This window comes from Streptococcus sp. FSL K6-1323 (assembly GCF_038630745.1).
Taxonomy (GTDB): Bacteria; Bacillota; Bacilli; order Lactobacillales; family Streptococcaceae; genus Streptococcus; species Streptococcus salivarius_D.
In genome coordinates this window covers 1,445,514-1,470,777 of sequence record NZ_CP152039.1, presented here as the reverse complement: position 1 = coordinate 1,470,777, position 25,264 = coordinate 1,445,514, and the positions used below count along the sequence as shown (strand labels likewise).

At 39.1% G+C, this 25,264-nt stretch carries 23 protein-coding genes; 18 read left to right on the top strand and 5 right to left on the bottom strand.

Annotated elements, in window-relative coordinates:
- Positions 1 to 18: 18 nt before the first annotated feature.
- The 8 genes from NST80_RS06700 to htpX all read left to right on the top strand — a co-directional run bounded on the left by NST80_RS06700 (position 19) and on the right by htpX (position 11,310).
- Positions 19 to 1,242, top strand: a complete 1,224-nt coding sequence (locus tag NST80_RS06700) for a restriction endonuclease subunit S (protein WP_227039481.1) — start codon at positions 19 to 21, stop codon at positions 1,240 to 1,242.
- Positions 1,243 to 1,352: 110 nt separating this feature from the next.
- The gene (locus NST80_RS06695) at positions 1,353 to 2,105 is read left to right on the top strand and encodes a hypothetical protein (RefSeq protein WP_183136273.1); all 753 of its coding nucleotides are present in this window, start codon (positions 1,353 to 1,355) and stop codon (positions 2,103 to 2,105) included.
- Between the two features lie 42 nt (positions 2,106 to 2,147).
- On the top strand, positions 2,148 to 3,752 hold the full coding sequence (locus NST80_RS06690; RefSeq protein WP_183138226.1) for a type I restriction-modification system subunit M: 1,605 nt from the start codon (positions 2,148 to 2,150) through the stop codon (positions 3,750 to 3,752).
- A 77-nt stretch (positions 3,753 to 3,829) separates the two neighbouring features.
- Positions 3,830 to 4,765 carry an Rpn family recombination-promoting nuclease/putative transposase gene (locus tag NST80_RS06685; protein WP_104020840.1) on the top strand — a complete coding sequence of 312 codons (936 nt, stop codon included), beginning with the start codon at positions 3,830 to 3,832 and terminating at the stop codon, positions 4,763 to 4,765.
- A gap of 531 nt (positions 4,766 to 5,296) precedes the next feature.
- Positions 5,297 to 8,551 carry a YSIRK-type signal peptide-containing protein gene (locus NST80_RS06680; RefSeq protein WP_183138225.1) on the top strand — a complete coding sequence of 1,085 codons (3,255 nt, stop codon included), beginning with the start codon at positions 5,297 to 5,299 and terminating at the stop codon, positions 8,549 to 8,551.
- Positions 8,552 to 8,695: 144 nt separating this feature from the next.
- Complete coding sequence (locus NST80_RS06675; protein ID WP_342504576.1) at positions 8,696 to 9,700, top strand: DNA/RNA non-specific endonuclease; 1,005 nt, start codon at positions 8,696 to 8,698, stop codon at positions 9,698 to 9,700.
- A 148-nt stretch (positions 9,701 to 9,848) separates the two neighbouring features.
- On the top strand, positions 9,849 to 10,409 hold the full coding sequence (locus NST80_RS06670) for a LemA family protein (protein WP_045768886.1): 561 nt from the start codon (positions 9,849 to 9,851) through the stop codon (positions 10,407 to 10,409).
- Between the two features lies 1 nt (position 10,410).
- Entirely contained in the window at positions 10,411 to 11,310 is a 900-nt protein-coding gene (htpX, locus tag NST80_RS06665) for a zinc metalloprotease HtpX (RefSeq protein ID WP_045768885.1), read from the top strand.
- 51 nt (positions 11,311 to 11,361) lie between these two features.
- Here htpX and NST80_RS06660 read toward each other — a convergent pair whose 3' ends face one another.
- The 4 genes from NST80_RS06660 to NST80_RS06645 form a co-directional block, all read right to left on the bottom strand.
- A complete protein-coding gene (locus NST80_RS06660; RefSeq protein WP_045771816.1) occupies positions 11,362 to 12,009 on the bottom strand; it encodes a metal-dependent transcriptional regulator in 648 nt (215 codons plus the stop codon).
- Between the two features lie 79 nt (positions 12,010 to 12,088).
- Entirely contained in the window at positions 12,089 to 13,015 is a 927-nt protein-coding gene (locus NST80_RS06655) for a metal ABC transporter substrate-binding protein (RefSeq protein WP_045772021.1), read from the bottom strand.
- A 38-nt stretch (positions 13,016 to 13,053) separates the two neighbouring features.
- The gene (locus tag NST80_RS06650) at positions 13,054 to 13,893 is read right to left on the bottom strand and encodes a metal ABC transporter permease (RefSeq protein ID WP_004182741.1); all 840 of its coding nucleotides are present in this window, start codon (positions 13,891 to 13,893) and stop codon (positions 13,054 to 13,056) included.
- Complete coding sequence (locus NST80_RS06645) at positions 13,883 to 14,611, bottom strand: metal ABC transporter ATP-binding protein (protein ID WP_013990797.1); 729 nt, start codon at positions 14,609 to 14,611, stop codon at positions 13,883 to 13,885. Before NST80_RS06645 ends, NST80_RS06650 begins: the two co-directional genes overlap by 11 nt.
- A 289-nt stretch (positions 14,612 to 14,900) precedes the next feature.
- Between NST80_RS06645 and NST80_RS06640 the strand changes: the two genes are divergently transcribed.
- From NST80_RS06640 to NST80_RS06615, 6 genes are all read left to right on the top strand, one after another.
- Positions 14,901 to 15,374, top strand: a complete 474-nt coding sequence (locus tag NST80_RS06640) for a membrane protein (protein WP_037605591.1) — start codon at positions 14,901 to 14,903, stop codon at positions 15,372 to 15,374.
- Positions 15,371 to 15,766, top strand: a complete 396-nt coding sequence (locus NST80_RS06635) for a DUF4430 domain-containing protein (RefSeq protein WP_045771815.1) — start codon at positions 15,371 to 15,373, stop codon at positions 15,764 to 15,766. Before NST80_RS06640 ends, NST80_RS06635 begins: the two co-directional genes overlap by 4 nt.
- Positions 15,767 to 15,941: 175 nt before the next feature.
- Complete coding sequence (ppc, locus tag NST80_RS06630; RefSeq protein ID WP_045771814.1) at positions 15,942 to 18,764, top strand: phosphoenolpyruvate carboxylase; 2,823 nt, start codon at positions 15,942 to 15,944, stop codon at positions 18,762 to 18,764.
- Positions 18,765 to 18,836: 72 nt separating this feature from the next.
- Positions 18,837 to 19,871: a DNA polymerase III subunit delta gene (gene holA, locus NST80_RS06625; protein WP_014633307.1), complete on the top strand. Its 1,035-nt coding sequence runs from the start codon at positions 18,837 to 18,839 to the stop codon at positions 19,869 to 19,871.
- A gap of 95 nt (positions 19,872 to 19,966) precedes the next feature.
- Entirely contained in the window at positions 19,967 to 20,572 is a 606-nt protein-coding gene (sodA, locus tag NST80_RS06620) for a superoxide dismutase SodA (protein WP_004182735.1), read from the top strand.
- Positions 20,573 to 20,669: 97 nt separating this feature from the next.
- A complete protein-coding gene (locus NST80_RS06615; RefSeq protein ID WP_004182733.1) occupies positions 20,670 to 22,028 on the top strand; it encodes a serine hydrolase in 1,359 nt (452 codons plus the stop codon).
- 17 nt (positions 22,029 to 22,045) lie between these two features.
- On the opposite strand, the gene NST80_RS06610 is transcribed toward NST80_RS06615, so the two are convergent.
- Positions 22,046 to 22,717 carry an A24 family peptidase gene (locus NST80_RS06610; protein WP_004182732.1) on the bottom strand — a complete coding sequence of 224 codons (672 nt, stop codon included), beginning with the start codon at positions 22,715 to 22,717 and terminating at the stop codon, positions 22,046 to 22,048.
- A gap of 109 nt (positions 22,718 to 22,826) precedes the next feature.
- Between NST80_RS06610 and NST80_RS06605 the strand changes: the two genes are divergently transcribed.
- From NST80_RS06605 to NST80_RS06590, 4 genes are all read left to right on the top strand, one after another.
- Positions 22,827 to 23,348 (top strand): Dps family protein, encoded by a 522-nt coding sequence (locus NST80_RS06605; protein ID WP_004182731.1) that lies wholly within the window; start codon positions 22,827 to 22,829, stop codon positions 23,346 to 23,348.
- 88 nt (positions 23,349 to 23,436) lie between these two features.
- Positions 23,437 to 23,889, top strand: coding sequence for a Fur family transcriptional regulator (locus NST80_RS06600; protein ID WP_004182730.1), 453 nt, complete (start codon positions 23,437 to 23,439; stop codon positions 23,887 to 23,889).
- Between the two features lie 86 nt (positions 23,890 to 23,975).
- A complete protein-coding gene (locus NST80_RS06595; protein ID WP_149561267.1) occupies positions 23,976 to 24,182 on the top strand; it encodes a YqgQ family protein in 207 nt (68 codons plus the stop codon).
- Positions 24,175 to 25,143 carry an ROK family glucokinase gene (locus NST80_RS06590; RefSeq protein ID WP_183138224.1) on the top strand — a complete coding sequence of 323 codons (969 nt, stop codon included), beginning with the start codon at positions 24,175 to 24,177 and terminating at the stop codon, positions 25,141 to 25,143. The genes NST80_RS06595 and NST80_RS06590 overlap by 8 nt, the downstream gene beginning before the upstream one ends.
- The last annotated feature ends 121 nt before the right edge of the window (positions 25,144 to 25,264 follow it).

Below are 25,264 nucleotides of genomic sequence, written 5' to 3'. Positions count from 1 at the left end.
AATAGGACAAGTATATTTATGGAACAAATACCGAAAATTAGGTTTTCTCAATTTGATAACAAATGGAATTCGATTCTAATTGGGAATTTAGCAAAGATAAAAAGAGGGGCCTCTCCGAGGCCTATTCAAAACCCTAAATGGTTTGATGAGAATTCAGATATTGGGTGGTTACGAATTTCTGATGTTACTGAACAAAATGGAAGAATCAAATATCTGGAACAAAAAATCTCAAAACTGGGTCAAGAAAAGACAAGAGTCTTAAATACTCCTCATTTATTATTAAGTATTGCTGCCACTGTTGGAAAACCTGTTGTAAATTATGTAAAGACTGGTGTGCATGATGGTTTCTTAATTTTTGAAAATCCTAAATTTGATAGAGAATTTATGTTTCAGTGGTTTGATATGTTTAGGCCAAAATGGAATAAATATGGACAACCGGGGAGTCAGGTAAATTTAAATAGCGATATCATTAGAAATCATAAAATGATGATCCCCTCTCTACCTGAACAATTCGCCATTGGCTCTCTTTTTCGCACCCTCGATGACCTTTTGGCTAGCTACAAGGACAATCTCGCCAACTACCAATCTCTCAAGGCGACCATGCTTTCAAAGATGTTTCCTAAAGCTGGACAGACCGTTCCTGAGATTCGTTTGGATGGATTTGAAGGTGAGTGGAAATTATATGAACTTAAATCAAGGACTGAAATTATAACTAAGGGAACCACACCGAAAGATAAAAGCTGGCAAGGGGAAGTAAACTATATTAAAACCGAAAGTATAAATAGAGATACTGGTAGTTTGGTCCGGACAGCCTCTACAAGTTTAGAAGAACATTTAGGATACCTAAAACGTTCTATACTTAAAGAGGGTGATGTATTATTTTCAATTGTCGGTACTCTTGGGGTAGTTGGGATAGTTGATAAAAAAGATTTACCTGCAAATACAAATCAGCAAATTGCAATTATTAGATTGAAGAGAGACGATGCGATTTTTATGTTGAATTTTTTGAAAAGTCCAAGAATAAAGTCTTTTATCAAAAGTGATTCAACAATTGGGGCCCAACCCTCGCTTTCTTTATGGCAGATAGAGAAAATAAAGGTATCATTTCCTTCTTCACTCGAAGAACAACAAGCCATTGGTTCCTATTTCTCAAGCCTTGACCAGCTTATCACTTCTTACCAAGAGAAAATAACTCAGCTTGAGACTCTGAAAAAGAAACTCTTGCAAGATATGTTCATCTAAAAAGTAGAATAAATGACATTTATTTACTCGACTGATTAGTAACGAAGTTTTTAGTTTTACAGTGATAGTAGACGAAAGCGACAGAATTTAAGCAATAGTAGGAGACCAACATGGTATCAGTAACACAACGTATCAAACAGATTAAACAGCCTCGTGGTGGTTATCTTCCGGTCAAGACTTTTACTGTGACGACGCTTGATGATGGTCAGGGTCTTAATCCTGAGGAGTCTATTGTGGCTAGTTTGGTTGGGACTGCTGTGGACTATCTTAGTCGTTTCATGGATGGGACAGCTGTTGAGGAGGCCTTTGAGATTTCCTTGCTTGGTGCTCGTGCCATGAGGCTGGAGGCTAAGGCTTTTGGTCTTCTGGATGATGTTAAGAGGCTAGACGATTTGTCGATTACTAAGGCTTGTCAGTTGGCAGGTTTTGATAGTGCCTTTCGTGCTGGTCCTCTGGCTTATCGTCCAGTGGAGGGGATTGTGCCAAATCAGGCTACTATTGCTAATATTCGTATCATGGTTGAGCGTAGTTTGAGCTTTTTCAAGGCCTTTGGTCCTGTGACTGCGGATGGTTTTACCATGGAGGGGTCTTATACGGCTACCATTACGACTGGTGATGGGGATTTCCTGACCAAAGATACCCTTTGGGACTTTAAAGTCACCACCAGCAAGCCTAATAAGGATCATACCTTGCAGCTATTGATTTACTATCTCATGGGTAGGCGTTCGATTCATCCAGAGTTTCAAACTATTGAAAATCTAGGCATTTTCAACCCACGTCAAAACACCATTTACCAACTTCCTATTTCTAAGATTTCTGATGAGGTCATCAAGGAAGTGGAAACAAGCGTGATTGGCTATTAGAACTAATAGGATAACATTCAAAAAAACATAGAAAGAAACATTATGTCAGGAACAACACAAACCTCTCAGTCGCTTTATCAAGCCCTGTGGAACTCAGCGGATGTGCTCCGCTCTAAGATGGATGCTAACGACTACAAGTCTTATCTCTTGGGTATGGTCTTTTACAAGTATTTGTCGGACAAGATGCTCTTTTTCGTGGCAGAGACCATGGTGGAGGAGACAGAAAGCTTGGAAGAGGCACTGGCAGTCTATCGTAAATACTACGAGGACGAGGAAACTCACGAGGACCTTTTGGCGGTCATCACTGATGAGATGAGCTATGCCATTCATCCTGACTTGACCTTTACGGCCTTGGTTGAGCGAGTGAATGATGGAAGCTTCCAGCTAGAGGACTTGGCTCAGGGCTTCCGTGATATTGAGCAGAGTGACGAGCTTTATGAAAATCTTTTTGAAGATATCGACCTCTACTCTAAGAAACTTGGGGCGACTCCTCAAAAGCAAAATCAGACGGTTGCGGCTGTGATGAAAGAGTTGGCTGTCCTAGATGTGGCAGGTCATGCTGGTGATATGCTTGGTGATGCTTACGAGTACTTGATTGGTCAGTTTGCGACGGATTCAGGTAAAAAAGCTGGTGAGTTCTATACACCGCAACCTGTTGCCAAGCTCATGACTCAGATTGCCTTTTTAGGACGTGAGGATAAGCAAGGCTTTACCCTTTATGATGCCACTATGGGGTCAGGCTCGCTCTTGCTTAATGCCAAACGTTATTCACGTCAGCCACAGACGGTGGTTTACTTTGGTCAAGAGTTGAATACCTCAACTTATAACCTGGCACGTATGAACATGATTCTGCATGGTGTGCCGATTGAAAATCAGTTTTTGCACAACGCTGATACCTTGGATGAGGATTGGCCAACTCAAGAGCCAACTAACTTTGACGGTGTTCTCATGAACCCACCTTATTCAGCTAAGTGGTCTGCCAGCTCAGGTTTCTTGGATGACCCCCGATTCTCACCATTTGGGAAACTAGCACCTAAGTCTAAGGCTGATTTTGCCTTCCTCTTGCATGGTTACTATCACTTGAAACAAGACAATGGTGTTATGGCTATCGTCCTACCTCATGGGGTGCTCTTCCGTGGTAATGCTGAAGGGACTATTCGTAAGGCTTTGTTAGAAGAAGGTGCTATTGATACGGTTATTGGTCTGCCTGCTAATATCTTCTTTAACACAAGTATTCCGACGACGGTTATCGTTCTGAAAAAGAACCGCACCAATCGTGATGTTTACTTTATCGATGCCTCTAAGGAGTTTGATAAGGGGAAGAACCAGAATATCATGACAGATGCCCATATTGAGAAGATTCTCAATGCCTATAAGAGCCGTGAGGATATGGACAAGTTCGCTCATCTGGCTAGCTTTGAAGAGATTGTGGAAAATGACTACAACCTTAATATTCCTCGTTATGTGGATACCTTTGAGGAAGAGGAAGTGGAGCCACTGACAGAGATCGTGGCTAAGATTAATCAGACTAATGCGACGATTGAAAGTCAGACAGCCTCCCTTCTCGACATGCTTGGCCAGCTTCATGGAACGACACCAGAAGCAGACGAAGAACTCAAGGCTTTTGTGGAAGCATTTAAGGGGTAGTTGCAAGCTTTCATTTACTTTTTCCGAATAATAGAAGTAGAGGTACCAACCCCCTATTTTTTCTTAAGGAGAAGTAGATGGAAAAAAGACATAAGCATGTCTCACCGACCTTGGATATTATGGCTAAGAAGATTTTCAGCCTGCCTGAAGTGACGGTGGCATTTATTCGAGATATTTTGGATTTGGATGTTGTGGATGCTCAGATTTTGGAGGGGACACAGCTTCATAAAAAAGACTTTGATGAGGATGAGCTCTTTTCAACCTCGGTGGATGTTCGAGCCAAGTTGAATGATGGAACCGAGGTTATCATTGAGATTCAGGTACGTAAGCAGCATTATTTTCTCAATCGTTTTCATTATTATTTGGCTAACCAGCTGGTAGAAAATGTGCAACAATTACGCCAACAAGGGCAGACGCATAAGATGTATGAGCAGATGGAGCCGGTCTATGGTATTGCTATCTTGGAGAAGACCTTGTTGCCAGATGAGGAGTCCCCGATTAATACTTATTGGATGGCCAATAGTCGGACGGGCAAGCCTCTGCATTCTTTCTATAAGGATGGGAAACAGCAGAACCTTCTTCAGATTGCCTTTTTAGAGTTGGATAAGTATAATAAAGATAAGCATATCAGGGATGAAGGGCGGCAGTGGCTAGAGTTCTTTGGAAATCTCCCATTTTCTAAGGCACCTAGCCGAGCGGTCACGCATGCCGATTCATTACTGGATTCATCCAGCTGGACACAGGAGGAAAAGGCGATGATTGATGAACGCATACGTATTCAAGAAAATTATGACATGACCATGGAAACAGCAATTGATGAAGCGCGTGAAGAAGGCATAGAGAAAGGGTTAGAGCAGGGACTAGAGCGTGGACTTAAACAAGGGTTGGAACGAGGTCGTCATGAGGAGCGTTTAGAGTTGATTCATAAGATGCTCTCAAAAGGCTTATCTCTAGAAGTGGTATCAGATGTGACTGGTCTGTCGCTTGAAGAATTAGAGGGATTGTTATCGTAAAATCTAGTTAGGTTAGTTATTTTTTTGAAAAATCAGAGACAGATTATTGTCTCTTTTTTTATTTTTGGGTGTTTAACATTTGTAATACTAAAACATTCGGAAAATAATACTTTGAAGCGTAAAATTAAAAAAGACTGTCAAACGTTTGACAGAAATCTGAGAAAACAGATTTAAAACATTTTGATTGTTTTGGCTGATAACTCTTGCTAAATAAGCCTTTATGGAAATTCATAGTTTTTTCTTTCTTACACGTGAAAGAAATCACCTTTTTGTGCGACATTTTTAGACTATAATTTAGAGATGAATGACTGAACTTTCTAATATGACAATTTTGTTAAGGCCTTGTTAAAATGGATAGCCTAGCCTTTTTTTTTACTTTTTCATCCCTTATAATTTACTTTGGTTTGTTTTTAATAAGAAAAACAACAGCATTATTAACAATCTTTAATATGAGGGAAACTTTATTTTCTTTCAAAGGACGGCTTGGTCCTAAAATAGAGAGATTGTGAAAAAAGTATCAGGAGAATAGACTTGTTTAAAGAAAGAAAAACGAAACCAAAGTACAGCATCCGTAAATATTCTATTGGGGCAGCGTCAGCCTTGATTGGCTTTATGGCTCTTGCCAATGGGCAAGCAGCTCAGGCTGATGAGGCACAATCGATTAGTGATTTGACTGATGCCTCAAATCAGGCACAGACACCTCAAACAGCCTCAACGGCACAATTGGCGACTTCCGAACCAGCATCAGTTGAGCCAGTACAAGCGTCACAGCCTGCCAATATTATGCCAGCTCAGCCACAGGTTACCACTGTTCAAGCAGCTGAACAGACTCCGACCATTGATCGATTGGTTGAGACAAGCAACCCTCAAACTCAAGAAATTTCAGCAAATGTCTTAACCAATGCGACTGAGGACCAAGGTCAAGTCAAGGAGTACAGCACAGATGGTTACGGTGCAAAAATGCCTTATACGACTCATGAGGCAGAAAATGCAAGTGTTGAAAATGGTGCTACAATCCAGCAGTCAACGGACATGGAATCTACGGCTGTGGAAGCGACTAACCAAACTTATGTTGAACTTCCTAAAAAGGATGCGGCAGTTACTTTCAATGTCACTGAGCCAGCCAATGCTTTGAATGTGCGTTATACAATACCTGATGGTGCATCAGGTCAGTTGGATGTGCAGGTCAATGGTTCAAGCGTTGGTAATCTTGATTTGTCATCTCACTCAGCATGGCAGTACCTTAAAGGGGACCATGAGTATGATCAAGCCATTGATGGTTCAAGTGCACGTTTTCGTTTTGATGAGACACGTCTTCTCCTCAAGGATATCCAATTGAAATCTGGAGATAGGATTTCTCTAGTTAAGAAGAAAGATGACAATGTCCCTTACGGTATTGACTTTATTGAGCTTGAACAGGCTCCAGCGCCTGTTGCCCAAGGTGAAAATAGTATCAGTATCGTGGATAAGGGTGCATCTGCCAATGATGATAGTGATGACACTGCTGCCCTACTTGCGGCTGTGGAAGAAGCTAAAGCCAGCGGAAAATCTGTCTATATTCCAGAAGGACGTTTCAATTTTGATAAACAAGTTAATATCGAAGCTGATAATCTAAAAATCTCAGGTGCCGGTGTTTGGCATACGCAACTACACTTTACAAGTGACAAACGCTATGGTGGTGGTATTGTCTTCGGTCATAATAGTAATGGCATTGAGTTGAGCAATCTTTACATGGATTCCAACTTAACGTCTCGTTATAACGAGGATGCACAGTACAAGGCTATTTCGGGAACACTTGGTAAGGATTCGAAAATTCACGACATCTGGGTTCAGCATTTTGAAGTCGGTATGTGGATTGGAGACTACGACCAGACGGGTAATATGAAGTATACGGATGGTCTTGTCGTTGAAAATGCTCGTATCCGTAATAACTTGGCTGATGGTATTAACTTTGCTCAAGGGACCAAGAATTCGACAGTTAAAAATTCTAATATCCGTGGGAATGGTGATGATGGTTTAGCTATCTGGTCAAGTATTTCAGATGGGACAAATGCCGCGGCTGAGGAAAATAATAAATTCCTCAACAACACCATTGAATCAGGTTGGCGTGCGGCTGGTATCGGTATTTTTGGTGGTAAGGGGCATGAAATTTCAGGAAACCTTATCAAGGACGTCTTTGCTGGAGCAGGTATCCGTGTAAACACTGTCTTTGCAGGTCACAATTTTGACCTCAATGATTCTGGAATTAAGATTCATGACAATACCATTCTACGTTCAGGGACAACTAATGACCTCTATAAGCTCCATCGTGGTGCCATTGATTTCCAACAAGTTCGTGGAACAATCAAGAATGTCGATGTCTACGATAATAAACTATTGAATACCTTGGCTGATCCAGTGATTACCAAAAACTTTGAGATGGGTGACAATGGTAATGGCGAAATCCGTTTATCCAATAATACGATTGACAATAAGGCGACGATTGTTGGAGCTGTCTCAACGGTTTCTCCAACAAAACCTGAACCAAAACCTGTCAATAATCCAGTCTCAGAGACTTCAGTTTCCGAGTCACCAAAGAGTGAGGCAGGTTCAAGCACTCCAGTTTCTGAGACATCAACTAGTGAAGTAGTTTCTGAAACTTCAGCATCAGAAACACCAAATAGTGAGGCAAGTTCAAGCACTCCGGTTTCCGAAGCATCAACTAGTGAAGTAATTTCCGAGACATCAGCATCAGAAACACCAAAGAGTGAGGCAAGTTCAAGCACTCCAGTTTCCGAAGTATCTAACAGTGAGGTAATTTCCGAGACATCAGTTTCAGAAACACCAAAGAGTGAGGAAAGCTCAAGCGCCCCAGTTTCCGAGACTTCTAACAGTGAAGTGATCTCAGAGTCTTCAGTTTCAGAAACACCAAAGAGTGAGGCAGGTTCAAGCACTCCAGTTTCCGAAGCATCAACTAGTGAAGTAGTTTCTGAGACTTCAACATCAGAAACACCAAAGAGTGAGGAAAGTTCAAGCACTCCAGTTTCTGAATCCTCAACAAGTGAAGTGGCTTCCGAAACTTCAGCATCAGAAACACCAAAGAGTGAAGCAAGCTCAACCGCTCCAGCCTCTGAGTCACCAAAGAATGAGGAAACTTCAGTAGCTTCATCTACTAGTCAGGTTGACGTAGCAATTACTTCTGACAGCCCAGAGAAATCTCCAACTTCAGAAAGTACACAAAAGGATCCGATTAAAGAGGTTTCTTCAGAAGTTATTGAAAAGGGTTCAACAAGTCAGGTCGATGTCAAAGTTTCTGAATCTCCAACAATAGCACGTACATCTGAAGTTGTCAGCATCTCGCCAAATAGTCAGGTCGCTTATAACAATGACCTAAAAACCCCTGTAACAAGCAGTCAGCTCGCCTCAGAAGCTATTCGCTTTAATTCTCTTTTGAATGAGAAGTCTGTGGATGTGATTGCAAGTAAAGTTATGGCGGTTATGGCCTCTGAAACATTAGCTTCAGAAGCGGCATCACTTACAAGCTCTGAAGGTGTTGCCAAAGAGATTAGCAGTGATTTGTCAGAATTGGCGGAAAGCAAGAAGGATGACACACCTAAGAATGTCGCCCGAATTGATAAAGCAACTGAAGCAAAACAGGTGGCCAAGAGTTCAGAAAGCCAAGCTAGCACTTCGAAAGAAAAAGGAAAATCTCAGACCTCTACGGTTCTCTTTCTTGTCGGAGTTGCTGCTGCACTAAGTATTTCTACAATTTATCTTACTAAACAAGGTAAGAAAGCAGGTAAATAAAAGATAAGAAACATCCAGTCAAATGGGTGTTTTTTTGTTTTAAGAAAGCTCTAAGATACCTAATATCATTATTCTTTATTTTTATTCATCTACTTTGATTTGATCCTGTATAATTAAAGTGATAAGAAAAATTAAGGAGTTAAGATGATGAAAGAAAAAAGAAATAGTAGGATTTGTTTATTTGCTCTTCTTATTTCAGTATTTACTTTAGGATTTGGATTTTCAGTTGATACTAGCAAACAATCTTTGGCTGTGAGTTCTCAAGTGGTTCAAGCGGATGAGAACAATGGTATCTTGGCTTTTAATAGTCAAAAGCAGTTTGTCATGGAGGAGAAGGACCAGCTAGGACGTGCCCACAGTGCTCATATACAGTTACAAGATAAGGACGAGCCGAAGAATAAGCGTCCCGGTAAAATAAAATATGATCCTGTAGGATGGCATAACTATAAGTTTTATTATGGTGATGGTAAATCAAAATCTTGGCTAATGAATCGAGGGCATTTGATTGGTTATCAGTTTTCTGGTGTCAATGACGAGGGCAAGAATTTAGTACCTATGACTGCCTGGTTGAATTCTGGAAATTATAAAGGAACCGACGAAGGAAATCAGTCAGGGATGCTTTATTATGAGAATCGCTTGGATAACTGGCTAGCACTCCATCCTAACTATTGGTTAGACTATAAGGTAACAGCTATCTACAGTGGAGATGAGTTGTTGCCTCGTCAAGTAGAACTTCAGTATGTCGGTATTGATAGTTCTGGAAGTCTCTTAGAAATTAAACTTGGTGGAGATAAGGAGACTCTTGACAGTCAGGGAGTTACGCATGTTATCTTGGATAACCAATCACCAAATGCAGAAATCAATTATGCAGATGGGACAGCGACAAATACGGTTACTGAATTTACTGAAGCACCATCTGAGCCTAGTTCTGAGAGTTCACAGGTGACTGAACAACCAAGTTCTGAGCTAGAGCCTGTGCAACCTGCACAAGAAGAAAGTCGAACAGTTTATGTGGCGCGTCATGGAACAGCAGATGTTTATTGGTATGACATTAACAGTATGCCTAGCAATACCAACAAAGCAAATGTCGTCACTATGACAGAAGCAGATGCCATAGCCCAAGGTAAACGACACACGACTAAAGAGTAATAAAAAAGCTGGACATCTTGTCCAATTTTTTTGCAAAACGACTCACATTTTACCACTTTTATCTGAAAATTTGATATACTGAGACTATCAAAGATACTTGAAAGGGAAGTCGTAATGACTCTTTTTAGGTATAAGAAAGGATTAAAATATGATTTGGATTATTATTGCCATTATTGTTGTTCTTGTGATTTTTGTTATTGCAAGTTATAACGGCTTGGTTAAAAGCCGTATGCAAACCAAGGAGGCATGGAGTCAAATTGATGTTCAATTGAAACGTCGTAATGATCTCCTTCCTAACTTGATTGAAACGGTTAAAGGTTACGCTAAATATGAAGGTTCAACGCTTGAAAAAGTAGCAGAACTTCGTAATCAAGTAGCAGCTGCGACTTCTCCTGCAGCAGCTATGCGTGCCAGTGATGAATTGACTCGTCAGGTTTCTGGCATCTTTGCGGTAGCTGAAAGTTACCCTGATCTTAAGGCTAGTGCCAACTTTAGCCAGCTTCAAGAAGAGTTGACGAACACTGAAAATAAAATTGCCTATTCACGTCAACTTTATAACAGTGTGACAAGTAACTACAATGTGAAATTGGAAACATTCCCAAGCAATGTTATTGCTAAGATGTTTGGCTTTAAGGCTGCTGAATTCCTTGAAACACCAGAAGAAGAAAAAGCTGTTCCTAAGGTTGATTTCAGTGGACTAGGTAACTAATATGTTATTTGATCAGATTGCTCGAAATAAGAGAAAGACTTGGCTTTTGCTCCTGGTCTTTTTCCTCTTGTTGGGCCTTGTTGGTTATGGTGTCGGCTATCTTTGGTTAGGTTCAGGCTTCGGTGGTTTGATTCTTGCTCTAGTTATCGGTTTTATCTATGCCGTTACCATGATTTTCCAATCAACCAATGTCGTTATGGCTATGAATGGTGCACGAGAGGTTGATGAACAAACCGCTCCAAACCTTTATCATGTGGTTGAGGATATGGCTATGGTAGCACAAATCCCAATGCCACGTGTCTTTATTGTCAATGATCCTTCTATGAATGCTTTTGCGACTGGATCAAGCCCTAAGAATGCTGCAGTAGCTGCTACAACCGGTCTTCTTGCAGTTATGAATCGTGAGGAGCTTGAAGGGGTTATCGGACATGAAGTGAGTCATATTCGCAACTACGATATCCGAATCTCTACCATAGCAGTTGCCTTAGCATCTGCCATTACCATGCTAGCTGGGATGGCTCGTAATATGATGTTCTGGGGTGGAGGCCGTCGTAGAAATGATGATGACCGTAATGGAAGTAGCGGTTTGGAAATTATTCTTCTCATTATTTCTTTGATTGCCATTATCCTGGCGCCTTTGGCGGCTACCTTGGTTCAGTTGGCTATTTCACGCCAACGTGAATTTCTAGCTGATGCTTCTAGCGTCGAATTGACACGTAACCCACAAGGTATGATTAATGCTCTGCTCAAACTTGATAATAGTGCGCCAATGCAACATCACGTGGATGATGCTAGTGCAGCCCTCTATATCAATGATCCTAAAAAGGAATCTGGTTTGCAGAAGCTCTTTTATACTCATCCACCAATTTCAGAACGGGTGGAACGCTTGAAACAAATGTAAAAAAAAGTGAGACTGATGACACATCTAAGTGTGTTCATCAGCCTCGCTTTTTTAGTTTGATTCAATATAAAGATTGCTAGCAATAGCTTCTGGTATTTGGACGTCCTTTCCATCAATATGTAGTCGGTAGAGTTGTGTGAAAGGGTCAAAGCCTTCCAAGGTAAAAGGTGTTCCAATTTTAAGACCGACAGTCTCCAAATAATGGAGTAGATCATGTTGATCTTGAACTCGACGAAGGACATAATTTCCAGGAGCAAGACCTTGTGTAAAAGTCTGGTTATAAAATTCTTCTATGAGTTGACCTGATTTGGGAATTTGCCCGCCGTGTGGACAGGTTTGAGGATAGTTGAGTAGGCGGTCAAGAGCATCGATGAAGTGATCAGAGACAGTATGCTCTAAGATTTCAGCCTCTTGATGAATTTGATCGCAAGAATATTGCAAGTGGTCCACCAAAAAGACTTCGATGAGGCGATGTTTACGATAGAGTTCAGCAACGTTGATTGTACCTGTTTCCGTTAGGAGGTAGCCCTTGTGTTTATCTTTGACGATAAGGTCTTCTGAAATCAATTTCTTAATCATTTCCGTCACAGCAGGTGGAGACACCTCCATGCGGTTTGCGATTTCCTTATTAGTGATTTTACCTTCTTCAGTACCAATCTCATAGATACATTTGAGGTAGTCTTCTTTATTAGGTGTCATGTTTTTTCCTTTAAAAATAGTCTCACCTTAGTATAACAGATTTTTCAGAAGAATACAGAACGTATCTCAGACAAGATTTTTACTGATTCAAACCCTGGGCGATTTTATCCAGATTATATTTCATCATGTTGTAGTAGCTATCGCCGTTTTGCCCTTTTTTGGCAATAGAATCTGTAAAGATTTTTGCATAAATAGGAATATTGGTATCCTTAGCGACTGTTTTCATAGGGCGGTCATCGACACTAGATTCGACAAAGAGTGCTGGTACCTTGGTTTGACGGAGTTTTTCCACAAGCGTTTTGATTTGGTCCGGTGTACCTTCTTCTTCAGTATTGATTTCCCAGATGTAGGCAGATGGTACTCCATAGGCTTTAGAGAAGTATTTGAAACATCCTTCACTAGTGACAATTAGTTTTTTTTCATCGGGAATGTTGTTAAAGGTCTCTTTAGCTTCTTGGTCCAGTTTACTAAGCTTGTTAGTATAGGTTTTTAGATTCTTTTCGTAATAGGTCTTGTTTTTTGGGTCCTTAGCGATGAGTTGCTTAGCAATATTTTGTGCATAAATAATCCCATTTTCCAGATTAAGCCAAGCGTGGGGATCCTCCTTACCTTTTTCTGACTGACCTTCAAGGTAAATCACCTCAACACCATCACTAACTGCAAAATAATCTTTGTTTTCTGTCTTATGGGCATTCTTGACCAACTTAGTAAACCAGGCATTCCCACCAGTTTCTAAATTGATACCGTTATAAAAAATCAAGTCAGCTTGTGACGTCTTCTTTACATCATCAGGAAGAGGTTCATATTCGTGAGGGTCCTTACCAACCGGGACAATACTGTGGAGAGTGATTTTATCTCCAGCAATATTTTTGGTGATATCGGCAATAATGGAATTAGTCGTAACAACTCGTAATTTATCTTTGCTACTGTCTTGTTTATTATTACACGCTGCTAAAGCAACTACCGCTAAAAGTAATAGTGCCATTGTTGATAGTATTTTTTTCATAGATAGTATTTTTTTCATATTATTTTCATCCTTTTATTTTATTGTTGATAAGTCTTATTCATGCCACTCTGTTTAGGGACGATGAAAAAGCTGATGAGAAAGAGAAGGGCAGATGTTAACACAATGCTTGAACCGGCCGCAATGTTAAAACTATAGCCTATAAAAAGACCTAGAACAGAGGCTAGGGCCCCAAAAACTGATGAGAGGAGAATCATGGTTTTAAGACTATTAGCATATAAGTAGGCGGTAGCAGCCGGTGTGATTAAAAGAGCCACAATAAGAATAGTGCCAACACTTTGCATAGCAGTCACAGCAACCAAGGTGAGAATAACCATAAGTAAGTAATGGTAGAAGGTGACTCTAACTCCAATAGACTTAGCTAAGATTGGATCAAAGGATGTCAGGAGTAGAGGACGAAAGAAAATTTTTATTGTTGTTAGTACGAGAAGGGCAACGGCAATCGTTATCCACATATCCAAGTCTTGTACAGCTAGAATATTTCCAAAGAGAATATGAAAGAGATCTGTGGAACTATTTGCGACACCTATGAGAATAATGCCAAGAGCTAGAAAGCTTGAAAAGGTAATACCGATTGCTGTGTCACTCTTAATAATGGAATTGCTTTTGATATAGGTAATTATTGTAGAAGCTAAAAGACCGAAGACGATGGCTCCTATGAAAAAATTGATACCTAAGATAAAGGAAATGGCTACGCCAGGTAAAACCGCATGTGAAATCGCATCACCCATTAGTGACATACCTCTTAGAATAATAAAACAACCAACAGCCCCCCCGACAATTCCAATAACTAAAGCCGTTATAAGGGCGTTCTGCAAGAAGTGGAAATTTAGCAAACCATCAATAAATTCAGAAAACATTTGCATCTCCTTTATAAAATAAACTGTTACCGTAGGTTTTACGGAGATTATCCTCATTAAAAATAAGATTAGTAGGCCCGCTAGCAATCAATTTACGATTGAGGAGGATGACTTGGTCAAAATAATGAGGGACCTTACTCAAATCATGGTGAACAATGAGAATAAGCTTTCCTTGTTTCTTAAGTTCCCTCAAGGTGTTCATGATAATATCTTCACTAACAGAATCGATCCCAACGAAGGGCTCATCTAATAGGAGGACATCTGCCTCTTGTACAAGACAACGAGCAATCAGAACCCGTTGAAATTGGCCCCCTGATAATTGGCTTATCTGGCGATGGGCCAGATCATTTAAACCGAGTAGAGCTAAAGCTTTTGTGACCTTAGACCAATCTCTTTTAGTTAGACGTTTAAAGAACTTGGTTTTGGAATAGAGGCCTAGAGAGACGCACTCTTTGACAGTAATTGGAAAGTTAAAATCAATTTCCGCCTTTTGTGCAACATAGGAAAGACGATTTAATTGCTGACGAATAGGCTGTTTATTGAATAGGAATTGCCCGGAGTGAGGGATAATACCAATAAGTGCTTTAATTAGGGTTGATTTGCCAGCACCATTAGGACCAATAATTCCGGTGATACTTGGTCCGTCTAGGTTTAAGGTGATATTATCTAGAGCCAATGTCTGTTGGTAAGACACATTAATATTTTCGATTTGGATCATTAGTTGCCTCCTTAAGTTTAATATACTTTAAAATAATAATTAAGTCAAGTTAACTTTTATAATTAACATAACTTAATTATTTAGTGTTATCAAGATGACAGAGGATAGTGAATGAGAGTACACTTTTTATATCAAATATTCAGCCTGCTCAAACTGTTTGATATTTGGGAGAGGCAACAAGGAACATTATTTTCTACAATTTGTATGATCTCACTCTGTATTTCAAGAAATCTTTAGTTTTTATTTTTAAAAACTAGTCATATTTCTTTATTTCTGGCATAATAGATATATGAAACTAACGATTCAACGAATGGCTCGGATAGCTATTCTGTCAGCTCTGGCAGTAGGATTACGGTCAGCATTTATAGGATTGCCAAATATTCAGCCTATTACAGCTATGTTTTTTGTGGCTGTTCTTTATTTGGGTTTGGTAGATGGTCTATTGATTATGGCTTTAACCATGGCCATCTCAGGATTCATCTTTGGTTTTGGTCCCTGGGTCTTTAATCAGATTCTGGCCTTCGGCGTCTTAATGGCTCTTTGGAGTTTGATTGCACCTAGGTTATCACTTGTCTGGCAGATTGCTTTGGTAACTTTTTTGTCCTTTTTCTATGGGGTTCTCCTTGATTATGGGTATGGTCTTCTATTTAAAAGTGGGATTACCTTTGTTATTTCTGGTCTACTTTACGACACCTATCATGCAGTATCGACGCTTCTATTTTATCCATTCATCCAGTCTATTTTTAGGAGGTTTTTGAAATGAAAAAATTATTAACTTATCTCTTTCTTGCCTTATCACTTGTTACCCTAGCAGCCTGTGGAAAAAATGAGGCAGCTAAACTTACTAGTAGCACAAACAATCATCAGTCTAAGGTTCAAGGTCAGGTGACTTTGATTTTGAAAACGGAAAAGGAAAGTAAGAAAAAATCAGTAGAAATCCAAAAAGGGGATACAGTGCTTGATGTCTTGGAAGAGGTATATCCTGTTCAAGAAAATGATGGCTTCATCACTGAGATTGATGGTATTTCTCAAGATAAAGATAAGGGCATCTATTGGATGTTTGATGTTAATGGGAAACTTGGTGAAAAAGCAGCCAACCAACTTAAGGTTGAAGATGGCGATGAAATCAAATTCTATCAAGAAAAGTATAATTAAGATTCTGAACTCTGTTTCAGAGTCTTTTTTTAATAAAGTTCGGAAATAGACTTAAAAAATTGTTTGAAAAAGTCGGAAAATTGCAAAATAACTGACGATTTAAAGGAAAATAGTTTACTTTTGTTTTAAAAGTGATATGATAAAAGGGTACTACATAAAGTAAGGAGAATACGGTTTGGCTTTTAACAAATTGGAAAGCAGTAACAACCAGGAAATCATCTCTGAAGAAGTTGGTATCTTGAAAGAATTGTTGGATGATGCAACACGAGGCATGGCTGGAGAGCAAGGTCTCACAACAATCCAACATTTGGTTGAACTTTATGATGAAGGTGACTATGTGGCTCTAACACAAGTCATTTCAGAAATGACAAATGACGATATGGTCGTTGCATCACGTTATTTCTCTTTGTTACCTCTCTTGATTAATATCTCTGAGGACGTGGATTTGGCTTATGAAGTCAACCACAAGAACAATATTGATGAATCTTATCTAGGTAAGTTGTCTGAAACCTTTGATGTTGTCGCTGAAAGTGATAATGCACGTGACATTCTTGAACATGTCAATGTCGTGCCAGTTTTGACAGCACACCCAACTCAGGTTCAACGTAAAACTATGCTTGAATTGACTAACCACATTCACGAACTTCTCCGTAAGCATCGTGACGTTAAGGCTGGTCTTATTAACAAGGATAAATGGTATGCGGATTTGCGTCGTTATGTAGAAATTATGATGCAAACAGATATCATTCGTGAGAAAAAACTTAAGGTTAAAAACGAAATCACTAACGTTATGGAGTATTACAACTCCTCATTGATTAAGGCGATTACGAACCTATCACATGAATTCAAACGTTTAGCGGTTGAAAAAGGTATTGAACTTGACAATCCAACACCTATTACTATGGGTATGTGGATTGGTGGTGACCGTGACGGGAACCCATTTGTAACAGCAGAAACTCTTAAACTTTCTGCAACATTGCAAAGTGAAGTTATCCTCAACTACTATATCGAAAAAGTTGATAATCTTTACCGTTCATTCTCCCTCTCATCACGCTTGACTGAGGTTTCAGATACAGTAGCAGAGATGGCGAAACATTCTCCAGATACATCTGTTTATCGTGAAAATGAACCTTACCGTCGTGCTTTCAGTTACATCCAGTCTAAGTTGATTCAAACCCTTCTTTTCTTTAAAGAAGGAAACTTCAGTAAGGAAAGAGTTGCTCAACGTCTTTCTGAAAATGTTCGTCTGGGTTCAGCTTCAACAGGTGAAGTAGTAGCTGATTACGTGCAACAACGTCTCAGCCAAAGTCTTCAAGTTGTCTCACAACAAACAACAGAATTCTACGAAACAGCAGATGCCTTCCATGATGATCTTTTGGCAATCAAAAATTCACTTCTTGAAAACGACGATGCTGTCTTGATTTCAGGTGATTTCGAAGAGCTTCTTCAAGCTGTAGAAGTCTTTGGTTTCTATCTTGCTACAATCGATATGCGTCAAGATTCAAGTGTTCATGAAGCATGTGTAGCAGAGTTGCTTAAATCTGCAAATATTGTTGATAACTATAGTGAATTAACAGAGGTTGAAAAGGTTGCTGTTCTTCTTAAAGAATTGCAAGAAGATCCTCGTACCTTGTCATCAACTAATGTGCCTAAGTCTGAAACACTTGAAAAAGAATTGGCAATATTCCGCACTGCTCGTCTCTTGAAAGACTATATCGGTGAAGATGTCATCAAACAACATATCATTTCTCACACTGAGAGCGTTTCTGATATGTTTGAGTTGGCTATCCTTCTTAAAGAAGTTGGTTTGGTTGATACTGAACGTGCGCGTGTCCAAATTGTTCCACTTTTTGAAACTATCGAAGACTTGGAAAACTCTAATGATATCATGAAACAATATCTTGGTTATGATATCGTTAAACGTTGGATCAAGAATAGTAACAACTACCAAGAAATCATGTTGGGTTACTCAGACTCTAACAAAGATGGTGGTTACTTGTCTTCAGGTTGGACGCTTTACAAAGCTCAAAATGAGTTGACTAAGATTGGTGAAGAGCGTGGCATTAAGATTACCTTCTTCCATGGCCGTGGTGGTACTGTCGGTCGTGGTGGTGGCCCATCATACGATGCTATTACGTCTCAACCATTTGGTACCATTAAGGACCGTATCCGTTTGACTGAGCAAGGTGAAGTTATCGGTAATAAATATGGTAATAAGGATGCTGCCTACTACAATCTTGAAATGCTTGTTTCAGCTGCCCTTGACCGTATGGTAACACGTCAAATTGCCGACCCAGATGAATTGGTTGATTTCCGTGAAATTATGGACGGTATTGTTCATGATTCTAATGTTATCTATCGTGATCTTGTCTTTGGAAACGAACATTTCTATGATTACTTCTTTGAAGCAAGCCCTATTAAAGAAGTCTCAAGTTTGAATATCGGTTCTCGTCCAGCGGCTCGTAAGACAATTACTGAGATTTCTGGTCTTCGTGCGATTCCTTGGGTATTCTCATGGTCACAAAATCGTATCATGTTCCCAGGTTGGTATGGTGTGGGTTCTGCCTTTAATCGCTTTATCCAAGCTGAAGAAGGCAACCTCGAGAAACTTCAACATATGTTTGAAACATGGCCATTCTTCCGTTCACTTTTGTCAAACGTGGACATGGTGCTTTCAAAATCAGACATGAATATCGCCTTCCACTATGCACAATTGGCAGAGAGTGAAGAAGTACGCAGTGTCTTCAATATTATTTTGGATGAGTGGCAGATGACTAAGGATGTTATTCTTGCCATTGAAAAACATGATGGCTTCCTTGATGAGAGTCCATCGCTTAAAGCAAGTTTGGACTTCCGTTTGCCATACTTCAATGTCTTGAATTACATCCAAATTGAATTGATTAAACGTCTTCGTAACAATGATTTGACCGATGACGAAATTAGCCTTATTCACATTACCATCAATGGTATTGCAACAGGTCTTCGTAACTCTGGTTAATAAAGTAAAGTAAAGTTCATCACTTTGGTGGTGGGCTTTTTGTTATGGTGAAAATTCTGTTATAATAAAACCATGATTGCTATGGAAACGATTGAAAAGCTGTCCAAAGAAAAGCTCCCCATGATAACGGTCTTAGCGGGCGAGGATTTAGGGCAGTATAGTCAAGCTAAAGAAAAATTTTTAAAACAAATTGGTTTTGATCCGAGTGACTTAACCTATTCTTATTTTGATATGTCTGAGACTGATTATCAAGATGCTGAGCTCGATATAGAAAGCATGCCTTTTTTTGCAGATGAGAAGGTGGTTATTTTTGATCATTTCGCAGATATGACTACTGCTAAAAAATCATATCTGGATGAGAAAGAGTTGAAGCGCCTTGAAAATTATCTTGAGTCTCCTGTTGAAACAACACGTCTTGTCTTGATGTCTGCAGGAAAGCTAGATGGAAAGCGTCGTTTAGTCAAACTTCTCAAGCGTGATGCCATGGTGCTTGAAGCCAGTCCCTTAAAAGATGCAGAACTTAGAACCTATTTTCAAAAGCAGGCGCATCAAGAGGGGCTTACATTTGATACAGGAGTCTTTGAGGAACTTTTGATTAAGTCAAATTTTGACTTTTCAGATGTTCAAAAAAACTTAGCTTTTCTAAAGGGATATAAAACGGAAGGAAATATCTCATCGCAAGATATTGCTGAAGCCATTCCGAAAAGTTTGCAAGATAATATTTTTGATATGACGCAACTACTTTTGCGAGGTCAGATTCAGAGTGTTCGTGAATTGGTTCATGATTTACGGCTTCAGGGTGAAGATGAGATTAAGTTGATTGCTGTGATGTTGGGACAATTTCGTACCTATTTACAGGTTAAACTCTTATCTGCTCAAGGAAAAAGTGAGCAGCAAATTGTTTCAAGTCTGTCAGATTATTTAGGGCGTAAAGTTAACCAATTTCAGGTTCGTTTTGCACTGAGAGATAGCCGTCCTTTGTCAGTAGCATTCTTAAAAATGACGATTAAGATTTTAGTAGAGACAGATTACCAGATAAAAACAGGAACTTTAGATAAAGATTACTTGTTTGATTTAGCACTTCTAAAAATCGTATCAAACCGCTAGAGATTTAGAGTCTTCTTTGATTTTGTAAGCAAAATTTTTGAAAGCTCTACCACTTTACGGTAAAATGAAGAAAAAATGAAAAGAGGACCTTTACTATGGCAATTATCCTTCCAGACCTTCCTTACGCTTACGATGCATTGGAACCATACATTGATGCTGAAACAATGACTCTTCACCACGACAAACACCACGCAACTTATGTAGCAAATGCTAATGCTGCTCTTGAAAAACACCCAGAAATTGGTGAAGATCTCGAAGCACTTTTGGCTGACGTGGAACAAATTCCAGCAGATATCCGTCAAGCACTTATTAACAATGGTGGTGGACACCTTAACCACGCACTTTTCTGGGAACTCTTGTCTCCTGAAAAACAAGAACCAACTGCAGAAGTAGCAGCTGCTATTAACGAAGCTTTCGGCTCATTTGAAGCCTTCCAAGAAGCTTTCACAGCGGCAGCAACAACTCGTTTTGGTTCAGGTTGGGCATGGCTTGTTGTTAACGCTGAAGGTAAGCTTGAAGTTGTTTCAACTGCTAACCAAGACACTCCTATCTCAGACGGTAAGAAACCAATCTTGGCACTTGATGTTTGGGAACATGCTTACTACCTAAACTACCGTAACGTACGTCCAAACTACATCAAAGCTTTCTTTGAAATCATTAACTGGAATAAAGTTGCGGAGCTATATGCAGCAGCTAAATAAATTTGAAATTATCCTCAATAAAAGAGGATATTTTTTTGTAATATGATTGTAAAATTTCCTTGATTTTTAGTGAATTATAGCTTAAACTATAATTGTTATGAAAAAAAAGGAAAAACATTCAAGCAAAAAGTATAGTGGCAATCGCCGAAAAACTAAAGACAAGAAAAAAGATTCGTTAAAACAAGACCTTCAAAAAGACACTAATAAAGATGTCAAGAAAGGCAACAAAAAAGAAGTAAAAGAAGATACTAAAAAGACTTCTAAAAAATCAGTAGACCAGAAAGCAACTGAGGAAACAGTAGTACCAGTAGAGCACAAGGAAAAAGAAGCAAAAACTGAAACCTTGGCACTTAGAAGTAAGCGCTCTAAGAAATCTAGATCAAAATCATCTCGTGATGATAAAAAAGCTTATCTTATCTTAGCTTTCCTAGGTGTTTTGGTAATTCTTTTATTTATTGCTATGCTTGCTTTAGCAGGACGTGGTAAACAAGCTAGTAACACCGGTAGCCTTGGAAATATCTTCGGTTCTAATTCTAAAGTCACTAAAAAAGAAGACAAAGAAAAAGAGGAAAAGGTAACTCCAACTAATAAATCAGCCGAAGCTAAACAAGCAGTCATGGAAGCAGATGCAGATACCATGTATGGTAATGGATTGTATTATGATTATGCTAACATGACATTGAGCCAGGTAGTTGAAGCATTTATGGCTGACCAAGGTATTGAGTCTAGCCAAATTGCTTTTTCATATAAAAATACCAAGACAAATGAGCAATACTCTATGAATGATACTCAGCCAATGACTGCAGGATCAACTTATAAATTGCCACTAAACATGCTGGTCATGGATGAGGTTAATAAAGGCAAACTTTCTTTAACTGAACGTTTTGATATTACTAATACTGAGTATGAGTATCAGGGTGAACATGATAATTATGTTGCTGCTTTTGGTGGTTCAATGACTATTCCAGAGATGCAGGAATATTCTCTAGTTTACTCAGAGAATACACCAGCCTACGCTTTGGCAGAACGCCTTGGTGGTATGGAAAAATTCTATGGTATGCTCGATAAATACGGTAAATCAAAAGGTGAAGTGAAGACTATCCAAATGCATGGTAATAAGACAACAACGGATTATTATATCCAAGTTTTGGATTATCTTTGGAAACACCAAGAGGATTATAAAGATATTCTCAAATATTTGGGAGAGTCTTTCCCAGAATATTATTATAAAACATATAATCAAGGATTGACTATTTATCAGAAACCAGGTTATGTCCGTGAAGCCTTAAATGTTGATGCTATCGTGATGGAAGATACACCGTATCTTATAGCCATTTATACACGTTATTTAGGTGGTTCGGACGAAGAGACTTCAGAAATTAATAATGTAGGACTGCAACAATTAGAGATGCTTTGTTATGTCATTAATGAGTGGCACCGTGTTAATATGAACTAATAAAGAAAAGCCGAGGTTTATCGGCTTTTTTCTATCACAATTGAACAAAAAGTAAGGAGTACTATCCCGAGAAAAAGAAATGGAACAAATGCGATGTATTCCTTGAGATTTCTTCGTAGAAGGAAGTAAGCTAGTCCTAATAGGCAGGCAATTTCAATAATTAGTAGTGTTTTTGAAAGTGGGAAAATAAGTGAGGCACTAGCTAAGTAGAGAAAATCGCCTTCTCCAATGTTTAAACGTTTAATATAGGATATAATTGCTAATATGAGTCCTAAGGTAAAAGTGAGATAGTGGTTTCCCATGAATAGGAGCGGGAGTGTTCCAACTATCCAAATCAGAAGCGGATAGGATTTATGCTTCAAATCAAAAATTGATAAACAAAGGCTGAAGTAAAGAAAGTAGGTTACTTCAAGACTCAAAAAGTCATAGAAATATAGCAGGCATATTACTCCACAAAATAGTTCCATAAAGAGGTAACGAAGAGGTATAGAAGTCTGACATGATCGACATCGAGATCTTAAGAAAAGTTGTGAGAGGATAGGGATCATCTCGAAAAAACGCAACTGATGCTTGCAATGACTACAGTGACTACTAGGGAAAATAATCGACTTCTCAGGGAAACGATCACAAATCAGTCCGATAAATGAACCTAAAGAGGCTCCCAGAAAAAAATAAATAATACTTAACATACCTAATTATTCGAAAAAGAGTGAGAAAAAACATTTTGCTTGCATCTTATTTAGAAATATTCTAAAATAAAAATATAAATAATAGTAATTCTAAATAAGGAGAATTAATATGGTATATTCAATTAAAGAAACAATCAATGAAACAGTTAACCAACAAGCTGAAACACCCTCAAATACAAAAACTAAAGCAGTTTTGAATCAAGCAGTTGCTGATTTGTCTGTAGCAGCTTCGATCGTTCACCAAGTTCATTGGTATATGCGTGGTCCTGGTTTCCTCTATCTTCATCCAAAAATGGATGAATTGATGGATAGTTTGAATGCTCATCTTGATGTTATTAGTGAGCGTTTGATTACTATTGGTGGGGAACCATACTCAACTTTGGTAGAATTTTCATCCAATTCAGGCTTGACTGAAACTACTGGTACATTTGATAAACCAATGTCTGATCAAATTCAATTATTGGTTGATACATACAAATATTTGTCAGTATTGTTCCAAGTTGGTTTGGATATCACAGATGAAGAAGGAGATGCTCCTTCAAATGATATCTTCACTGCAGCTAAATCTGAAATTGATAAGACAATCTGGATGTTGACTGCTGAGCTTGGACAAGCGCCAGGCTTGAGATAAGCATTTTTGAGTTAAGATGATTGTCAAGAGTTCCTCTAAAAGTGTATAATAGACGTAAAATACTTTTAGAAGAAGGGGGGGTGGCGATATGTCTGTACATCGACGTAGTCTAGGCGTTTATGAAGATGTCCTAAATCAGTTAAAAGCTAAAGGAATTCGGTTGACGGAATCTCGTAAAGCTGTTATTCGCTATTTGATGATGTCTGATCAACATCCTAGTGCAGATGTGATATATTATGACCTACTCCCTGACAATCCTGGGATGAGTTTAGCGACGGTCTATAACAACCTGAAGGTGTTGGTTGAAGAAGGGATTGTCTCTGAAATTAAGGTTAATAATGATAATACAACCTATTATGATTTTATGGGGCATGACCACTTAAACATTGTTTGTGAAAAATGTGGTCACATTACTGACTTAGACTTACCGATTCCGTCTTTCAAGGAAGAGGTAGAATCACAAACAGGATTTCGCATTACTCGTGAACAGATGATTTTACATGGGATTTGCCCGAATTGTCAAAAACCTGAGTCTAAATGACTCAGGTTTTTTTGAAGTATACAATAATCTGTAAAGGTTTTCAAAACTATCTTGTCATGGCAGAAGCTTTTTGCTAAAATATTGCTATGAAAACTTTATATGACGTTCAACAGTTGTTGAAACAGTTTGGCATAGTAGTTCACCTAGGGAAAAGGCTTTATGATATCGAAATGATGAAGATTGAGTTAGAAGCCCTCTACCAGAATGGTTTGGTGGATAAGGACAACTATCTTACTGCTGAAATGATTTTACGACGTGAACATCGCATTGAAATGGAGAAAGAAAATGAGTAAAAAACTCTTGGGAATTGACCTTGGTGGAACAACTGTTAAATTTGGTATTTTGACTTCAGAAGGTGAAGTCCAAGAAAAATGGGCGATTGAAACAAATACGCTTGAAAATGGTCGTCACATCGTCCCTAACATCGTGGAGTCTTTGAAACACCGTTTGGAAATGTACGGACTTACTGCAGAAGATTTCATTGGAATTGGTATGGGTTCTCCAGGAGCTGTTAATCGTGAAAATAAAACGGTCACTGGTGCTTTCAACTTGAACTGGGCAGAAACTCAAGAAGTTGGATCTGTCATCGAAAAAGAACTCGGTATTCCATTTGCAATTGATAATGATGCTAACGTTGCTGCCCTCGGTGAACGTTGGGTTGGTGCTGGTGCTAACAATCCTGATGTTGTCTTTGTGACATTAGGAACAGGAGTTGGTGGCGGCGTTATCGCTGATGGTAACTTGATCCATGGTGTTGGCGGTGCTGGTGGTGAAATTGGCCACATTATCGTTGAGCCTGAAACAGGATTTGAATGTACTTGCGGAAACAAAGGATGCTTGGAAACTGTAGCTTCTGCAACAGGTGTCGTACGTTTGGCACGTCATTTAGCAGAAGGATATGAAGGTGACTCTTCTATTAAAGCTGCTGTAGATAATGGTGAGCAAGTAACAAGTAAAGATATTTTCGTTGCCGCTGCCGAAGGCGACAAGTTTGCTGATAGCATCGTTGACAAAGTCTCTGAATACCTAGGACTTGCAACAGCAAATATCTCAAATATTCTCAACCCAGATTCAGTTGTCATCGGTGGTGGTGTTTCGGCAGCTGGTGAATTCTTGCGTAGCCGTGTTGAAGGATACTTTACACGTTATGCATTCCCACAAGTTCGCCGTACAACAAAAGTGAAATTAGCAGAGCTTGGAAATGATGCTGGTATCATTGGAGCTGCTAGCCTTGCACTTATAATTGATAACTAATGAATGACAGAAGGTGTGTCTGACCAATTATAGGTGGACAGCACCTTTTTCTTGTTGAAAAACGTTTACAATCAGCTGAGCTCTGCCATTTTGTTGAAAATGTGGTATACTTTAAAAGTTG

Coding starts and splice junctions, on each gene's coding strand:
- NST80_RS06645 (WP_013990797.1), bottom strand. CDS start 14,611: ATGATCCAAATCGAAAATATTAATGTGTCTTACCAACAGACATTGGCT.
- htpX (WP_045768885.1), top strand. CDS start 10,411: ATGTTATTTGATCAGATTGCTCGAAATAAGAGAAAGACTTGGCTTTTG.
- NST80_RS06640 (WP_037605591.1), top strand. CDS start 14,901: ATGAAACTAACGATTCAACGAATGGCTCGGATAGCTATTCTGTCAGCT.
- sodA (WP_004182735.1), top strand. CDS start 19,967: ATGGCAATTATCCTTCCAGACCTTCCTTACGCTTACGATGCATTGGAA.
- NST80_RS06605 (WP_004182731.1), top strand. CDS start 22,827: ATGGTATATTCAATTAAAGAAACAATCAATGAAACAGTTAACCAACAA.
- NST80_RS06685 (WP_104020840.1), top strand. CDS start 3,830: ATGGAAAAAAGACATAAGCATGTCTCACCGACCTTGGATATTATGGCT.
- NST80_RS06670 (WP_045768886.1), top strand. CDS start 9,849: ATGATTTGGATTATTATTGCCATTATTGTTGTTCTTGTGATTTTTGTT.
- NST80_RS06635 (WP_045771815.1), top strand. CDS start 15,371: ATGAAAAAATTATTAACTTATCTCTTTCTTGCCTTATCACTTGTTACC.
- NST80_RS06660 (WP_045771816.1), bottom strand. CDS start 12,009: ATGACACCTAATAAAGAAGACTACCTCAAATGTATCTATGAGATTGGT.
- NST80_RS06600 (WP_004182730.1), top strand. CDS start 23,437: ATGTCTGTACATCGACGTAGTCTAGGCGTTTATGAAGATGTCCTAAAT.
- NST80_RS06590 (WP_183138224.1), top strand. CDS start 24,175: ATGAGTAAAAAACTCTTGGGAATTGACCTTGGTGGAACAACTGTTAAA.
- NST80_RS06695 (WP_183136273.1), top strand. CDS start 1,353: ATGGTATCAGTAACACAACGTATCAAACAGATTAAACAGCCTCGTGGT.
- NST80_RS06700 (WP_227039481.1), top strand. CDS start 19: ATGGAACAAATACCGAAAATTAGGTTTTCTCAATTTGATAACAAATGG.
- NST80_RS06595 (WP_149561267.1), top strand. CDS start 23,976: ATGAAAACTTTATATGACGTTCAACAGTTGTTGAAACAGTTTGGCATA.
- holA (WP_014633307.1), top strand. CDS start 18,837: ATGATTGCTATGGAAACGATTGAAAAGCTGTCCAAAGAAAAGCTCCCC.
- NST80_RS06655 (WP_045772021.1), bottom strand. CDS start 13,015: ATGAAAAAAATACTATCAACAATGGCACTATTACTTTTAGCGGTAGTT.
- NST80_RS06675 (WP_342504576.1), top strand. CDS start 8,696: ATGATGAAAGAAAAAAGAAATAGTAGGATTTGTTTATTTGCTCTTCTT.
- NST80_RS06690 (WP_183138226.1), top strand. CDS start 2,148: ATGTCAGGAACAACACAAACCTCTCAGTCGCTTTATCAAGCCCTGTGG.
- NST80_RS06610 (WP_004182732.1), bottom strand. CDS start 22,717: ATGTTAAGTATTATTTATTTTTTTCTGGGAGCCTCTTTAGGTTCATTT.
- NST80_RS06615 (WP_004182733.1), top strand. CDS start 20,670: ATGAAAAAAAAGGAAAAACATTCAAGCAAAAAGTATAGTGGCAATCGC.
- NST80_RS06650 (WP_004182741.1), bottom strand. CDS start 13,893: ATGTTTTCTGAATTTATTGATGGTTTGCTAAATTTCCACTTCTTGCAG.